Origin of the sequence: Bradyrhizobium sp. WSM3983, from assembly GCF_000473045.1 — a bacterium.
Lineage (GTDB): Bacteria > Pseudomonadota > Alphaproteobacteria > Rhizobiales > Xanthobacteraceae > Bradyrhizobium.
The window spans coordinates 234,056-249,600 of record NZ_AXAY01000002.1; the positions used below are offsets into that span (position 1 = coordinate 234,056).

General features: G+C 64.4%; 15 protein-coding genes and 2 pseudogenes. 7 read left to right on the plus strand and 10 right to left on the minus strand.

Annotation, left to right across the window (positions count from 1 at the left end; genetic code table 11):
- Positions 1-119 precede the first annotated feature (119 nt).
- The gene (locus YUA_RS0104000; protein WP_027529507.1) at positions 120-836 is read left to right on the plus strand and encodes a hypothetical protein; all 717 of its coding nucleotides are present in this window, start codon (positions 120-122) and stop codon (positions 834-836) included.
- Positions 837-943: 107 nt separating this feature from the next.
- Here YUA_RS0104000 and YUA_RS0104005 read toward each other — a convergent pair whose 3' ends face one another.
- Positions 944-1,795 carry an alpha/beta fold hydrolase gene (locus YUA_RS0104005; protein ID WP_027529508.1) on the minus strand — a complete coding sequence of 284 codons (852 nt, stop codon included), beginning with the start codon at positions 1,793-1,795 and terminating at the stop codon, positions 944-946.
- Positions 1,796-1,923: 128 nt separating this feature from the next.
- Here YUA_RS0104005 and YUA_RS0104010 point away from each other — a divergent pair, with 128 nt between their 5' ends.
- A complete protein-coding gene (locus tag YUA_RS0104010) occupies positions 1,924-2,541 on the plus strand; it encodes an ABATE domain-containing protein (protein ID WP_027529509.1) in 618 nt (205 codons plus the stop codon).
- Between the two features lie 103 nt (positions 2,542-2,644).
- Here YUA_RS0104010 and YUA_RS0104015 read toward each other — a convergent pair whose 3' ends face one another.
- From YUA_RS0104015 to YUA_RS52500, 5 genes and pseudogenes are all read right to left on the minus strand, one after another.
- Positions 2,645-3,106, minus strand: coding sequence for a MarR family winged helix-turn-helix transcriptional regulator (locus YUA_RS0104015; protein WP_027529510.1), 462 nt, complete (start codon positions 3,104-3,106; stop codon positions 2,645-2,647).
- A gap of 71 nt (positions 3,107-3,177) precedes the next feature.
- Positions 3,178-3,789 (minus strand): SDR family NAD(P)-dependent oxidoreductase, encoded by a 612-nt coding sequence (locus YUA_RS43430; protein WP_084292068.1) that lies wholly within the window; start codon positions 3,787-3,789, stop codon positions 3,178-3,180.
- A gap of 2 nt (positions 3,790-3,791) precedes the next feature.
- Positions 3,792-4,673 (minus strand): NmrA family NAD(P)-binding protein, encoded by an 882-nt coding sequence (locus YUA_RS0104025; RefSeq protein ID WP_027529511.1) that lies wholly within the window; start codon positions 4,671-4,673, stop codon positions 3,792-3,794.
- Between the two features lie 420 nt (positions 4,674-5,093).
- On the minus strand, positions 5,094-5,591 hold the full coding sequence (locus YUA_RS0104035) for a TetR/AcrR family transcriptional regulator (protein WP_371259869.1): 498 nt from the start codon (positions 5,589-5,591) through the stop codon (positions 5,094-5,096).
- Positions 5,592-5,630: 39 nt separating this feature from the next.
- Positions 5,631-5,756: pseudogene (locus YUA_RS52500) on the minus strand (TetR/AcrR family transcriptional regulator); the annotation flags it as partial.
- A 182-nt stretch (positions 5,757-5,938) separates the two neighbouring features.
- Here YUA_RS52500 and YUA_RS0104040 point away from each other — a divergent pair.
- From YUA_RS0104040 to YUA_RS0104055, 3 genes are all read left to right on the plus strand, one after another.
- The gene (locus tag YUA_RS0104040) at positions 5,939-6,790 is read left to right on the plus strand and encodes a DUF3313 domain-containing protein (protein WP_035970487.1); all 852 of its coding nucleotides are present in this window, start codon (positions 5,939-5,941) and stop codon (positions 6,788-6,790) included.
- 409 nt (positions 6,791-7,199) lie between these two features.
- Positions 7,200-7,538: a hypothetical protein gene (locus YUA_RS0104050; protein WP_245285098.1), complete on the plus strand. Its 339-nt coding sequence runs from the start codon at positions 7,200-7,202 to the stop codon at positions 7,536-7,538.
- A gap of 131 nt (positions 7,539-7,669) precedes the next feature.
- The gene (locus tag YUA_RS0104055) at positions 7,670-8,623 is read left to right on the plus strand and encodes a LysM domain-containing protein (RefSeq protein WP_027529516.1); all 954 of its coding nucleotides are present in this window, start codon (positions 7,670-7,672) and stop codon (positions 8,621-8,623) included.
- Between the two features lie 51 nt (positions 8,624-8,674).
- Here the strand turns inward: YUA_RS0104055 and YUA_RS0104060 are convergent, their stop codons facing one another.
- Positions 8,675-9,748 (minus strand): tartrate dehydrogenase, encoded by a 1,074-nt coding sequence (locus YUA_RS0104060; RefSeq protein ID WP_027529517.1) that lies wholly within the window; start codon positions 9,746-9,748, stop codon positions 8,675-8,677.
- 21 nt (positions 9,749-9,769) lie between these two features.
- Positions 9,770-11,068: an MFS transporter gene (locus YUA_RS0104065; RefSeq protein WP_027529518.1), complete on the minus strand. Its 1,299-nt coding sequence runs from the start codon at positions 11,066-11,068 to the stop codon at positions 9,770-9,772.
- Positions 11,069-11,198: 130 nt separating this feature from the next.
- Here YUA_RS0104065 and YUA_RS0104070 point away from each other — a divergent pair, with 130 nt between their 5' ends.
- A complete protein-coding gene (locus YUA_RS0104070) occupies positions 11,199-12,116 on the plus strand; it encodes a LysR family transcriptional regulator (RefSeq protein WP_027529519.1) in 918 nt (305 codons plus the stop codon).
- A gap of 37 nt (positions 12,117-12,153) precedes the next feature.
- Positions 12,154-12,977 (plus strand): annotated as a pseudogene (locus tag YUA_RS43435) (aspartate dehydrogenase).
- A 192-nt stretch (positions 12,978-13,169) separates the two neighbouring features.
- Here the strand turns inward: YUA_RS43435 and YUA_RS0104080 are convergent.
- A complete protein-coding gene (locus YUA_RS0104080) occupies positions 13,170-14,474 on the minus strand; it encodes a sorbosone dehydrogenase family protein (RefSeq protein WP_027529520.1) in 1,305 nt (434 codons plus the stop codon).
- A 430-nt stretch (positions 14,475-14,904) separates the two neighbouring features.
- The gene (locus YUA_RS0104085) at positions 14,905-15,531 is read right to left on the minus strand and encodes an isoprenylcysteine carboxylmethyltransferase family protein (RefSeq protein WP_027529521.1); all 627 of its coding nucleotides are present in this window, start codon (positions 15,529-15,531) and stop codon (positions 14,905-14,907) included.
- Between the last annotated feature and the right edge of the window lie 14 nt (positions 15,532-15,545).

The window sequence follows — 15,545 nt, forward strand, 5'->3', positions numbered from 1 at the left end:
GCGATGGTCACGACTTGCGGCTAAGATCACCGTTCACGCGGCTCTTTGTTGCGTCTGCGAGCAGGCCATGGCTACGATTCCGGCCAATCGCGAAGCGTATGTCCTCAGGGAAAAGATCGATGAGACCGAACGGCCGTCACACCGCCGGCGCCAGCCAGTTGTCCCCTCTCCGCATGTGGGCAATCTGCCTGCTTCTGCTGTCAGCTGCTGCCATGAGCCCGACCACAGCCAAGGCGGCGCCGAGCCAGGCCGCGGCGACGACGCATGTCTATCTGCTCCGCGGCGTGCTCAACATCTTCTCGCTCGGGCTCGACACGATCGGCGCCCGCCTTGAGGCGCAGGGCATCCCGGTAACCGTCGCGAACTTCGTGTCCTGGTCCTCGCTCGCCGATGAGGCTGCAGCGAACTACAAGGCCGGCCGGGTCAAGACCATCGTGCTGGTCGGGCATTCCTCGGGGGCGACCGCGCTGCCCGATATGATCGCCAAGCTCAATCAGCTCGGCGTGCCCGTGAAGCTCGCGATCGGGCTCGACTCCGTGTTCAAGACCAGGCTGTCGACCGGCGCTGAACGCTACATCAACATCTATATCGGCGACGGTCCGGGTGAGCCGGTGCGGGCCGCGAACGGCCTGCGCGGCAAGCTCGACAATGTCGACGTGCGCGGCAGCGGCGTCGGCCACATCACCATCGACAAGAACGAGGCGATCCAGCGCCGCGTCATCGCCGAGATCGACGCCGCCATCGCCCGCTCGCGCGGTCCGGCTGGACCGGTCGCCGAACCCCGCGCGCCGCGGGCTGCGCACTCGGCGGCGGCTGTGGCACCGGCGAGGAACTAAAGACTTTCGCCTGTAACGGCTGACGTCATCATGCCGCCGTCGACTTGATTGTCGATGGCGGCATTGTCTTGTCCGCGCTGCCGTAACGCCGTATCGGCCCGGTCTCGCTATGCGAGGAAGGCGCGGACGGCATTCCCGATCTCCCTTGCATGCGTTTCCAGCGCGAAATGTCCGGTGTCGAGGAATTTCACCACGGCGTTCGGATTGTCGCGCTTGTACGCCTCTGCGCCGGGCGGGATGAAGAACGGATCGTTCTTGCCCCAGACCGCGAGGAGAGGTGGCTTGTGCTTGCGGAAATACTCCTGGAAGGCAGGATAAAGAGCCACGTTGCTCTTGTAGTCGCCGATCAGATCGAGCTGCACCTCGTCGGAGCCTGGGCGCGCCAGGTAGTAGTTGTCGAGGTTCTGGCCGTCCGGAGACACCAGCGTCGTATCAGGAACGCCGTGCGTGTATTGCCAGCGCGTCGCCTCCGGCGTCTGCATGGCTCGCAACGCTTCGCGATTGGCCGGTGACGGATCTTCCCAATAGGCCCTCACTGGAGCCCAGTCCTCGCTCAGCCCTTCCTCATAGGCGTTGCCGTTCTGCGAGATGAAGGCGGTGATGCGTTCGGGGTGGCTCAGCGCGAGCCGGAAGCCGGTCGGCGCGCCGTAGTCGAAGACGTAGACGGCGAAACGGTCGAAGCCGATCACTTCGGTGAAGAGCTCAATCACGCGCGCGATGTTGTCGAAGGTGTAGCGAAATGCTTCGCGCGAAGGCATGTCGGACTGACCGAAGCCGGGGAGGTCGGGCGCCACGATGTGAAACTTGTCCGCCAGCAGCGGGATCAAATCGCGGAACATATGGCCCGCACTCGGGAAGCCATGCAGCAGCAAAAGCTTCGGCGCGCCGGCGCGGCCGGCCTCTCGGTAGAAGACCTTGAGGCCATCGACATCGGCAGTGCGGTAGGTGGTTGGGGTCATGACGTCTCCATTCGATTGTAACCTGTTAAATGCCAACGATAAGGTTATGATGGAGGATAATAACTTGTCAATAGCCGTTCAAATGGTTACTTAGACCGTGTTCCCCTCGGATCCGTTAGGGACCATCCATGGGCAAACCGCCCGCCACGTTCATCGCCGACTCGCTCGGCCTCGATTTTCTCAACTCGGTCGCGACGCCGGCGGATGCGCCCGTCGACTGGCTCGACAGCGGCAATGGCCTGATCGACTGGCTCACCCAGGCGAAGCTCGTTCCGTCAGACGAACTGAACGCGCTGAAGGCCCGCGCGACGCCGGGCGAGTTGGACAAGGTCGCGGACCAGGCGCGCGCGTTGCGCGAATGGTTCAGGGGCTTCGTGCGCCGGCATGCGGGCCGGCCGCTCACGGAGGCAGCGCTGAAGGAGCTCGGTCCGTTGAACAGCCTGTTGGCGCATGACGAGGCATTCAGTCGTATCGAACCCGGACATGACAATGGCGGCGCTCTGTCGTTGCACAGGACGCGACGCTGGCGGTCGCCGGAATCCCTGCTGCTACCAGTTGGCGAGGCGATGGCGAAGTTTGTCTGCGAGGAGGATTTCGCCGACGTGAAGGCGTGCGAGGGTCATAACTGCACGATGCTGTTCGCAGATCACACCCGCAGGCGGGCGCGCCGATGGTGCATCATGGCGGTCTGCGGCAACCGCGCCAAACAGGCCGCACATCGCAGCCGGCTCAAGAGCAGGCAGTGACCAAGGCCAGGGGGCGAGACTGGACCGAACAAAAAGGAGTCCAGCACAATTGCTGATCTTGCCCTGACCGTCTTCGACGTCAACCATGATCGGATGGCGACGCTCAGTCCTTGGATTTGTCCGGCTTCATGTCGCCGGCGACCATGTCCCGCAGGGCGCCCCGCAGCACGGCGACATTTTTCGCGCCGTTCAGCTGCTCGAATTCGCGCTGGGCATGCTGCCAAAGCGGGGCGGCCTTTTCGTGAAGACGTCGCCCCGCATCAGTCAGTTCGATCAGGCGGATTCGGCCGTCGGTGGGCGAGGGCCGGATGCGGACCAGGCCGTCAAGTTCCAGGAAGCCAACCATCTTGCCCATCGCGGTACGTTCGATGTCGAGCCGCTCGGCGAGAGCATTGACCGCGGCGCTTCCCAGCTCGTTCAGGGCCGACAAGGTCAGGAATTGCGTGATGCGCAGGCCCACCTGTTCGAGATGACCATCGTAGAAGCGCGAGATCTGCCGGTTTGCCTTCCTCATGGCGGAGCAGTTGCATTGATCGATTCCGAGAGGCCTGCTCACCGGCAACATCTCCGTGTCCTTTCATTTTCGTCGTGGGCCCGCGCCGCGAATATAGGCCTGGCGCGGGCGCAACGATATTCTCAAAACCCGGACGGTGGGGTGATATAGCCGGGCTCATCAGCCGCAAGCGTACTCTTCAACACCACCGTTCCCTTGTCGGCCATCACCTCGCTCTTGCCGGCGGCGAGGGCGTCATAGGTCTGGCGCACGACGTCCTCGGGGCTCGCTTTCGGCACGTCAATGCCGTTGGTCAGGTCGGTGTCCACGAAACCGACATGCAGGCCGAGGACCTGGTCGCCACGGTTGCGCAGATGAAAGCGAAGCTGGTTGGTATAGCTCCATGCTGCCGCCTTTGACGCCGCATAGGGCGCCAGAATCGGCCGCGGCAGCCAGACGATGTCGGACAGCACGTTAATGATCGCGGCGCTCGGCTTCTTGGACAAGATTGGTTCGAAGGCTTGGGTGACGCGCACGACGCCATAATAGTTGGTATCGAACATGCGGGCCGATTGTGCCGCGATGTCGGCGGACAGCAGTCCGTCTATCAGAGCGGCGATGCCGGCGTTGTTGACCAGCAGCGTCGTATCGGCAGCGAATCCGGCGGCAGCGGTGATCGTTGCCGGATCCGTGACGGCGATTTTCACCGGGACGATGCCGGGTTCATTTTTAAACCCCGTGTCGGCTTTGGTCATGTTCAGGCGAACACGGCGCGATTCCGCGCGATGAATTGCTGAACGGAGAGGGGCGGTGCTCCCGTGATCTTCTCGACGGCATCGTTGGTGCCCGAGAAAATGCCCTCGCGATAATTCTGGGCGACTTCGACCAGGTGCTGCACCAGGAATGGAGGAAACTTGTAGAGCTTCTCCATCTTGTCCTTGAATACCTCGATCGATGTCGGCGCGTATTCGATCCTGGCGCCGAGCACCTCGCTCATCGCAGCTGCGATCTCGGTGTGGTTCAACTCCACGGGGCCGTGCAGCGGATAGATCTTGCCCTCGTGGCCTTGCGGCTTGGCCAGGAGGTGGGCGATGACACGGCCTTGATCGTCGCTGGCGATCGGCGCGTGGCGTCCGTTCTCGAACGGAAATTCGATCTTTTTCCTGGCCCATATCTCCTTGCCGAAATGCGGGTAGACAAGCCAATCAGCAAAGAAGGTGGGGCGCAGATGCGTCGTCGAGACACCTGACCAGTCGAACACCCGCTCCGAAACCCAGTGGTCCTGTGCGGCATGACTTGCCGATTCCCGGCGTGCCGAAATCTGCGACATGTTGACGATCGCGGTGACGCCGGCCTCCTTCGCCGCTTGAGCGAAATAGGCGGCGGCGCCGATGATTCCCGGCGCGATCGGATGAAGGAAGTAGGCCGATTGGATACCTTCCATGGCCGCGCGAATGGCGTCGATATCGGTGAAATCGCCGATGGCGATGTCGACGCCACGCTGCCTCAGCTTAGCCGCCCGCTCGCCGTCCGTGCGCACATAGGCGCGTACCGTCTTGCCCATCTTGAGGAGTTCGTCGACGGCGGCGCCCCCGGTTCGTCCGGTCGCACCGCTGACGAGAATGGTTGCTTCGCTCATGACGCCACTCCTTTGTTCATATTAGAGCATATGCTCCTATAAGAACCAAAATAGGTGTATATGCTCTTAAATCAACCCGTTTCTCTCGTCGGTTGGAGTGGGGCGGTTCACATCACCGTGTGGCGCTATCTCGACCGCGCGCTGCCGCAACCCGGCCGATCCCAAGGCCGCGGCGCGCATGGATCAGGTGATGAAAATCGTCGACTGGTATCTCTTCCAGGGCTGCGGCAACATCATCACCTTCCAGCGCATCGTGCGGCCGAAGCTTTTGGGACAGCCCCGGAGTGGGGAGAACTGACCGCAGACGGCGCCAATCTCGCGCCATGGCTTGCGCGGATAGAAGATCGTCCCTCGTTTCGTGCGACAACCTGGGCCCGGGTCGCGGACATGGCGGCCGGGTTTGACGAGAAAGCGGGCGTCTTATCGCTTCCCGACCAGTTTCAGGGAGCGGCCGGCCTTCTGATTGCGCGGCTTGACCGCTACGCCTTGCGCGTCGGCCGGCCTCAGGAAGCGGACGAGCATCGTCCGCAGATGCTCCACATTCTGCCTGATATCCAGTTTGGGATTGCGGATCGGCAGCGCACGGGATCCGTCGATGAGGGCGATCAGGATGTTCGCCGTCGCATCCGGATCGAGTCCGCAATCCACTCGTCCCTGCTCTTGCGCCTGGCGCAGGAAGTCGCTCCACATGCGGCGGACCGCCTTGGTGTGCCGTTCGATGATTTTGGCGAATTCCGGATTTCGGGCGGCCTCCGCGAGGCCATCCAGGTTGAGGACCTGGGCCGGACGAAACCGCAGGCTGGTTTCCTCGATATCGACGAGCAGCGCCTCGATCACGTCGGGGGCGGCGAGAATCTTTTCAAACCGCTCCGCCGAGCGTGCGAGACCCAAATCGATCATCGCCTCGATGATCGCCACCTTGCTCGGAAAGTAGTGATAGAGGTGGCCGGGACTGATCCCGGCTTCCGTGCAGATATCCGTCGTGCTGGCGCCTCGGAAGCCGTCCCTGATGAAGCAGCGGATCGCCGCGCCGAGGATCTCGGCGCGCTTCTGTTCATGCTTGACGGGGTCGACTTTCCTCAAATCCGGACATCTCCATTCTCATTCGCCCAGTTAGCACGACGATTCGCCACGAGAAAATCAAAATTAGAGAGTTCCATCTATTTATGTTGACGGAGGGCGGCGTGAGAGTGATTGTTGGAGAAATCTCTCTAATGAGCCGTCGATGCGGGAATGTAACCATGCGCTTTCCACGGACGGCCCTGATGATTGTTGCACTGGCTCTTGGTGGCTGCGCGACACCGCCGCTCGAACGGGCCGGCTCGCTGCGGAGCTACGACCGGATGTCGGATGCGAACGGACTGGTGACGCGATCGCAGATCCGTGTGAACAAGAAGGATCTGCTGGCGGCGAAAACAATCCGAATCGCATCGACCGTCTTTCCCGCGCGCACGGGCGTTGAGCTGACCGAAAAGGAGCGCCGCCTGGTTGCGAACGCCGTCAGCCGCGAGCTGTGTCTCCGCCTGAGCGAGCGCTTCCGCATCGTCTCCTCCGATGACGACGCCGACCTCACGGTGCAGGCAACGGTGACGCATGCCACGCCGACCAGCCCGACCGCCGCCGGCGCGTCGAAGGCCCTTTCGATTGCCAAGACCGTTGCCCTTCCTGGCGTGCCCGTGCCGGTGCCGAGGCTTCCGGTCGGGCTCGGCAGCCTGTCGGTCGAAGCGGAGGCGCGGGACTTCGCCGGTTTCCAGAAGGCGGCGATAGTCTGGGCGCGCAACGCCAACTCCATCTCGAACTCTGCGCGCGTCGCCAACGAGGGCGATGCCTACGATCTCGCCGCCGATTTCGGCGCCGACTTCGCCAAGCTCGTTGCGACCGGAGAGTCGCCCTTCGGCGGTGTCCCCGCATTGCCCCCGATGGACACCATTCCAGTGCGGCTTGGCGGCGCGCCCAAATACGTCGCGTGCGAGGCGTTCGGACGCTTTCCAGGCCTGACCGGCTTTGCGGGACAGGGGCTCGGCCTGCCGCCGGCATGGACGGATTCCGGCGCCAAGGACAATCCCGCCCCGGCATCGCCGCCGGGGCCGAGTTCAGAGCAGGTGCTGACGCAGTGATGCGATCGCGTCCCTTGCGATATCCGAGCCCGACAAATTGTAGCCGATCAGAGTCAATGACATGCTGACATCCCGAACGACACGCCCATCCCGGCAGAGGGCAACGCGCAGCGATGCGAGCGCGAGGAGCGTCCCTCTGTTCACGGCTGATGAAGCCTGGAGCGGGACGATTGCGGATCGGCGTGTGGCCGGCGAGACAGAAGACCTGGACTCGATGCTCGAGCCCGGGTTCTGGATGACGGCCCTGGTCGCATTCCTGCCCACGGTCGCGGGCTGCCTCTATCTCTTCCTGACCCAAGGTTGAGGCGCGCATCGAGCGCGGCGCCGAGGGCAAGCGATGCATGCACCATATGAGTTGGCGCGGTGCGCCCGTCGGAGGCCCGCCTGCGGCCGCCGGTCTCTGCCGGCCTTGTCCGCCGGCCTGACATTGCTGCTCGCGGGATGCGCGTCGAGCGCGAATCTGCCTCCGGTCTATCACCCTCCGCGCGCACCGAGCGCGAAGGCGGTGCAGGAGGGCGTCAGGAAAGGGGCCGCTGAAGCCAAGCTGACCGGGGGGCTCGAGACAACCGCCGTCCGCGATACCGACCACGGACCGGGATCGTATTTCATCTGCCTGAGGCAGCTTGGCCCGTCAGATGGCAGACGCCCCGTCTATTCGGTCTTTTTCGACGACGATGTCTACAAGGGAATCCAGAGTTCGGTGATCCTCGAGGCCTGCGAAGCTCAGCCATGGGTTCCGTTCAATTGACGCCAGGACCGCAGGATGCAGAATGAGGCCTCGACCGCCGGACCTCACGGGCCCGGCCCCGTGCCCCAAAATCCACCCAATCGATGCTCACTAAGCCCCGGGGGAGGCGGCCGCCTCCTGTGGTGGGACTGATGATTGATTTGAGGCGGTTAGTCGTGCTCGCAGCGGTTGCGCTGCTGGCCCTGGGCACCGGCACGGCCGATGCCTCGCCCGCCAAGCAGAAGCCGGCTGCGAGCCCGTCTGTCGCGCCGCCGCCTCCCGCTCCACCCGCCGAACCTTTGCCGCCGCCGAAGATCTACCTGTTCCGCGGCGCCATGGGCCCGATCTTCTCGACTGGAATGGATCGGCTCGAAGAGAAGCTGACGACGGCCGGCTTCTCCGCCAACGTCTATGAATTCACCATCTGCCGGCTGATCGGCAACCGCGCCATCGCCAGCTATAAGGAGAGCCCGGCGCCGATTGTGCTGATCGGCCATTCGATGGGGGGGCTGTGCTCGGTCATCATCTCGGAGATGGCGGCCAAGGAGAACATCCCGATCAGCCTCGTCATCACCATCGACCCCGCGCATGCGACCGATGACGTGCCGCTCAATGTCGAGCGCTTCATCAACATCTTCCTCTCCGACAGCGTGCTCGGCGGCGGCAACGTCGTGGCGATGCCCGGCTATCGCGGCCATTATGCGAGCTATGACCTCAAGGAGAACAACCGCGTCTCGCACATCAACATCGAGAAGTCGGACGACATCCACCGCCAGATCGTCGACATGGTGACGCAGTTGCCGCGGATCCAGGCGACGCAGACCGAGGCCGATGCGGTGCCGCTGCGCTATCTCGTCCCCGGCGACACGCTGGTCGAATTGTGGGACAGCGGCGTGCGCATGCCGGTCCGCCGCGGCGACACCCTGGAGAGCATCGCCGCAGCCAACCGCGTGCCACTGTGGTCGCTCGCACAGAGCAACTCGCTGCCGGAAAACGCAACGCTCACCCCGGGCCAGTCCATCATCGTGCCACGGCATCTGACGCCGCCGGACGCCGCGGCCGCGATGGCAGTGCCGGCGCCTCCGCCGGCGGCGAGGCGAAAGTAGCTCATCGACAACTCGTCATGCCCGGGACAAGCCCGGCCATGACGTAGAGTATCAGACGTTCGAGCCGTGGATCGCGTCGATCACGGCATCCGTCACTTCCTTCGTCGTCGCCTTGCCACCCACGTCCGGCGTCAGCACGCCGGCGGCGCAAACCTGCTCGACGGCTTTCATCAACCGCACGGCGGCGTCCTTCTCACCGAGATGCTCGAGCATCTGCGCGCCGGTCCAGAACGTCGCGACCGGGTTGGCGATGCCCTTGCCGGTGATGTCGAAGGCCGAGCCATGGATCGGCTCGAACATCGAGGGGAAGCGGCGCTGCGGATCGATGTTGCCGGTCGGCGCCACGCCGAGGCTGCCCGCGAGCGCGCCGGCGAGGTCGGAGAGGATGTCGGCGTGAAGGTTGGTCGCCACGATGGTGTCGAGGCTCTTCGGATGCAGCGTCATCCGCACGGTCATGGCATCGACCAGCATCTTGTCCCAGCTGACATCAGGGAATTCAGTCGCGACTTCGGCTGCGATCTCGTCCCACATCACCATGCCGTGGCGCTGCGCGTTCGACTTGGTCACGACGGTCAGGAATTTGCGCGGGCGCGACTGCGCGAGCTCGAACGCGTAGCGCATGATCCGCGTCACGCCGACGCGGGTGAAGACCGCCACTTCGGTGCCGACCTCTTCGGGCAGGCCCTTGTGGGCGCGACCGCCCATGCCGGCATATTCGCCTTCCGAATTCTCGCGCACGATCACCCAGTCGAGATCGCCGACGCCGACATTGCGCAGCGGCGAGGCGACGCCCGGCAGGATCTTGGTCGGCCGTACATTGGCGTATTGGTCAAAGCCCTGGCAGATCGGCAGGCGCAGGCCCCACAGTGTGATGTGGTCGGGCACGTCGGGCGCGCCGACCGCACCGAAATAGATCGCATCGAACTTCTTCAGCTCAGCGAGGCCGTCGGCCGGCATCATCAGGCCATGCTTCCTGTAATAGTCCGAGCCCCAGTCGAAGGTCTTGACGTTGAAGGCGATGTCGTCGCTGCGCTTTGCCAGCGCCTCCAGCACGCGGATTCCGGCCGAGATGACCTCGGGTCCGATGCCGTCGGCGGGAATGGCTGCGATCGAATGGGTGCGCATGAGAAAGCTCCGTTTGAGAGATCAGTGGGACTGCGTGACGGGTTCGACGGACGCGGTCTGCGCACGCGACAATAGCAGGGTCAGGACCGCCGAGAGAACGAGCAGGCCGCTGACGAAATAGAGCCCGCCAACAAAACTGCCGGTCTGGTCCTTGATCCAGCCGATCATGGCGGGACCGACGAAGCCGCCGAGATTGCCAATCGAGTTGATGGTGGCGATGCCGGCCGCGGCCGCGGGGCCGGAGAGGAATAGGGTCGGCATGCTCCAGAGCGGCGGTTTTGCCGAGGAGATGCCGATATTGACCAGCGCCAGCGCGACCAGCACGGCGACCACACCGGATGCGAGGCCGGCATAGGCGAGGCCCATGGCGGCGATCAGGCAGGCCCACACGACGTGCCAGGTGCGCTCACCGGTGCGGTCCGAATGCCGCGCCCACAGCACCATGGCGATGACGGCAGCCGTCGCCGGCAGCGCGTTGAGGAAGCCGACCTGGAGCGAGGACAGGCCGAACTGCTTGATGATCTGCGGCGCCCAGACGCCGAGCGTGTAGAGGCCGGCCGAGGTGCCGAAATAGATCAGCGACAGCGCCAACACGCGCGGATCGGCGAGCCCGCGCCAGATGCTGTGGCTCGCGGTTGCGGCCTTGCTGGTGGTCTCCTCGTTCATGGTCTCGACCAGCCAGCGGCGCTCGTCCTCGGCAAGCCATTTCGCCTTCTCGGGGCGGTCGGTGAGGAATGCCAGCACCACGAAGCCGAGCAGCACGGCCGGCAGCGCCTCCAGCATGAACAGCCATTGCCAGCCCTTGAAGCCGAACAGGCCGTCCATCTCCAGCAGCGCGCCGGAGACCGGCGATCCCAGCACGGTCGAGAGCGGCGCTGCCGCCATGAACAATGCGGTCACCGCGGCACGCTGGCGTGCCGGAAACCAGTAGGAGAGATAGAGGATGATGCCGGGAAAGAAGCCGGCTTCTGCGACGCCGAGCAGGAAGCGCAGGATGTAGAAGCTGGTCGCACCTTGCACGAACGCCATCGCCGCCGAGACCAGGCCCCAGGTGATCATCACCCGTGCGATCCAGATCCGGGCGCCGACCTTGTGCAGGATCATGTTGGAGGGCACTTCGAACAGGAAATAGCCCCAGAAGAAGATGCCGGCGCCAAAACCGTAGACGGTCGGCGACAGGCCGATGTCCTTGTTCATCGTCAGCGAGGCGAAACCGATATTGACGCGGTCGATGAAGGCCACGAAGTAGAGCAGCATAATGAAGGGAACGATGCGCCAGCTGATCTTGCGCAGCACGCGCGTCTGAATCTCGCTCACCACTCTCGCCTCCCTCAAGTCCTGGTTTTCATTGTGGCAGCGAGCCTAGGCGGCGAGGGGACGCGAACTCAATTGGCGCTGGTTTATACAAAAAAATGATATAATCCTCTTACGGCAAGACGAGGGATCCGGAATGGAATTGCATCAGCTCCGATGCTTCATGGCGGCGGCCGAGCAGCTGCATTTCGGCCGCGCCGCGCAGCATCTCCAGATGCTGCCCTCCGCACTCGGGCGCCAAATCAGGCTGCTGGAGGAGGATCTGGGAACACGGCTGTTCGCGCGCACGACCCGCGCCGTCTCGCTCACCGAGGATGGCGCGACCCTGCTGCGCGATGCCCGCGCCATCCTCGCCCGGGTCGAGGCCGTCGAAAGCAGCTTACGCAACCGCTCGCGCGCAGGCGCCGCGCGGCGGTTGCGGGTCGGCGCCATCGACAGCGCTGCAGCGGGGCTGCTGCCGCTGCTGCTGCGTGATTTCCGCGCAAAGTATCCCGAGGTCTCGGTCCAGCTTCTGGAAGACAAGACCGTCCGGCTATTGCCAAAGATCCTGACCGGCGCGCTCGATCTCGCCTTCGTCCGCCCGCCCGACCGGCCGGACAAGCGGCTGGAGCTCCGGCCGCTGCTTCAGGAGACCGCGATCGTGGCCTTTCCGCAGCGCCACGCGCTCGCCGCGCGCAAGTCGATCACGCTGGCTGACATCGCCGACGAGCCGATGCTGGTGCCGGACCGCCGCTCGCGGCCGCACAGCCACGACCTCACCATAAAGCTGTTCGAGCAGGCCGGATTGACGCCGCGCATCGTGCAGGTCGCCGACGAGAAGCAGACCATCATTCATCTGGTCGCAACCAAGCTCGGGGCTGCGATCGTGCCGCGCTGGACCACGCGGATGGCTGTGACGGGTGTGCGGTTCGTGCCGCTCAGGCCAAGGCAGAGCGGGCCGGTCGGCCGGCTGCCGCTGGCGGCGGTCTGGTTGCGCGGCTCGCGCGACCCGGCCCGCGATGCCATGCTGGCGGTGCTGGAGACGCGCCTGCGCAGGTATGCGCGGGAGGCGTGAGGCGCTATGACATAAACCGGGATAGAGGGTGGATGCGATGACTGATCAGAAAGCGCCAAACGAGTTGCGGGTAGCCATTGCGGGGCTGGGCTCGATCGGCAGCAAGATCGCGACCGCGCTCGATCAGGGTATCGAGGGGCTGACGCTCTCGGCCGTCGCCGTGCGCGATCCTGCCAAGCATCAGGCCTTTCTCAACGGCCTGCGCCGCCCACCGAAAGTCTTGCCGATCGACCAGCTCGGCGACGCCGCCGACATCGTGGTCGAATGCGCGCCGAGCAGCCAGTTGCGCGCGATCGTCGAGCCCGCGGTGACGCGCGGCAAGTCCGCGGTCGTGGTCAGCGTTGGCGGATTGCTCGATAATTTTGATCTCGTCGATCTCGCCGCACCAATGGCGGCCGCATCCTCGTCCCGACCGGCGCGCTGATCGGGCTCGATGCGGTCAACGCCGCTGCGATCGGCACCATTCATTCGGTGAAGATGGTCACGCGCAAGCCGATCGACGGGCTGAAGGGCGCGCCATTCATCGTTCAAAACAACATCGATATCGACAATCTGCGCGAGCCGCTCAAGCTGTTCGAGGGCAGCGCGCGCGAGGCCGCAAAGGGCTTTCCAGCGAACGTCAATGTCGCCGTTGCGCTGTCGCTGGCGGGCATCGGGCCCGATCGCACCCGGATGCAGGTCTGGGCCGACCCCACGGTGCCGCGCAATGTTCATCGCATCGAGGTCGAGGCAGACTCCGCGCGCTTCTCGATGTCGATCGAGAACATCCCGTCCGAGAATCCCAAGACCGGGATAATCACCGCGCTGTCCGTGATCGCGCTGCTGCGCAAGCAGCGCGCCACGTTGTGTGTGGGGACGTGATGAGTTGAGGCGTGATTAGCCGAGACGGCGGTGCGCTCCCTCTCCCGCTTGCGGGAGAGGGTTGGGGAGAGGGTGTTTCCGCAACGGGGTACTCCCCCAGAGGAGAGAGCCCTCACCCGCGCCTACGGCGCGACCTCTCCCGCAAGCGGGAGAGGTGCAGGTCGCTCGCGACGCCTATCTCAACTATTTCGACTACGCGCCGGTAACGCGCCAGATCACGTTGCCGACGTCGTCGGCCATCAGCAGCGACTTCTTGTCGGGGCCGATCACGACGCCAACCGGGCGGCCGTAGGATTCCTTCTCGTCCGGGGACAGGAAGCCAGAGAGGATGTCGCGACCGGGGCCGGAGGGCTTTCCGTTCTCGAACGGGATGAACACCAGCTTGTAGCCGGACAGCGTGCTGCGATTCCACGAGCCGTGCTGGCCGATCACCATGCCGTCAGGGAAGCCCGGCAGGGTGCCGGCAGGCATCCAGCACAGGCCGAGCGAAGCGGTGTGGCCACCGAGCGCGTAGTCCGGCGTGAGCGCCTTGGCGACCATCGCGGCATCCTGCGGCACGCGGTCGTCGACCGTCTTGCCCCAGTAGCAATAGGGCCAGCCGTAGAAGCCGCCGTCGCGCACCGAGGTGAGATAATCCGGCGGCGTTTCGTCCCCCAGCCCGTCGCGCTCGTTGACGACGGTCCAGAGCACGCCCGTCGTCGGCTCCCACGCAAGGCCGACGGGATTGCGCAGGCCCGCGCCGAAAATGCGATGCGTGCCGGCGACGAGGTCGAGTTCGTAAACGGCAGCGCGGCCTTCCTCAACTTCCATGCCCATTTCGGCGATGTTGCTGAGCGAGCCGACGCCGGCATAGAGCTTCTTGCCGTCGGGGCTAGCGAGCAGGCTCCGCGTCCAGTGACCGCTTGGCTTGAATGTGGTGAGCCGCTTGCCGGGCGCGGTGATGCTGTCGGCATTGGCGACATAGGGGAAGGCCATCACGCCGTCGGTGTTGCCGACATAGAAGGTGTCGCCGACCAGCGCCATGCCGAACGGCTGGCTGAGGTTCTCCATGAAGGCGCCGCGGACTTCGGCGGCGCCGTCGCCGTCCTTGTCGCGAAGCAGCGTGATGCGGTTGGCGGACTCGCCTAGCGCCGCGGCACGCCGCATCGTTGCCTGCATGGCGTAGTGGAACACCGATCTCGGCGCTCCCGCGATTTGCGTTGCTTCCGCGATCAGCACGTCGCCATTGGGCAGCACCTCGATCCAGCGCGGATGGTCGAGGCCGGTTGCGAACGCGTTGACCTTGAGCCCCGGCGCGACCGTCGGCTTCTGCCCCTCGCTCCAGCCCCTGGCTGTCGGCATCTTCAAAGTCGGCAGCGCGCCTTGCGGCTTCGCTTCGGGAATCGCCGGCGCCTGGCCCCAGGCCGGCGCGGGCGTGGTGCCTGACAGCTTGCGCCATTGCAGCGCGATGCCGCCGACGAACGCGACGAACTGCGCAAAGATGCTGGAAAATGTCATGAAAATCCCCTGTCGAACCTGCGGCACTGTCCAACGTCGGATCGCCCGAAGCCCCGCGCGGGCTCAGGCGTGATCGTCGACCTCTCCAGATCGACGATGGAATGCCGTCGTGCCTTTTGCGCGCGCATCCAACTGGGTAGTGGTCAAAAGGTCAACATGCGCGGGCCAGCATCGGGCCGTTATGGCGGCCGCAAATGGCAGCACGCCGAATTTGCATGGCAAGGATGCAGGCGGCAGAGCGCACACTGCTTCTCCAACGTCGTCCTGGCGAAGGCCAGGACCCATACCGCGGAATCTATCGGTGATGAGCGATAGGAGCACCGGCCGACCAGTTGTCCCTGGGGTTATGGGTCCTGGCCTTTGCCAGGAAGACACCAGAGGATGTGGCCGCTTGCTAGGCTCTCAATAACAGCGAAGCGCTCGCCCGCCATCACCGCGGCGACAGGAACGGGATGATCATCGGCACGCGGCGGCAATAGGCGCCGTAGGCGTCCTCGCCGAGCTCTTTCGACAAAAACACCTCTTCCATCCGGCCCTTCTGCCACATGCCGAGCGAGATCAGGATGGCGCCGAGGATCGCCGTCACCGTGCCGACCGCGATGCCGGTGACCAGCATGCCAAGGATCAGACCGGTGTAGATCGGATGCCGCACGATGCCGTACGGGCCGGTGTCGATGACGCGGTGGTCTTCCTTGTGGGTGATCGTGTTGGACCAGAATTGGCCGAGATGCAGCCGGCCCCACCAGGTGAACGAAATGCCGGCGAGCACGATCAAGGCCGCGACGTAGACGGCGGTATTGCTGAACACCCAGAGCGGCTTCTCGCCGAGAATCTCCGCCGTCCACGGCGTGAACAGGATGCCGCCGACCAGGATCGGGATGCGATAGCGGCCGGACTCCAGCGTCATCACCTGCTTCTGGGTGCGGCCCTGCCAGAACGAAGCGCCGACCCAGCTGGCGAGCCAGGCGAGCCAGATCAGGGCGAGCAGCTGCGTCGGCCAGGTCGTGGTCCAGCCGCCCCAGGCGACAGAGAGAAGCTTGCTGAAATCGAAGGACATGCGGAAAGGTTCTT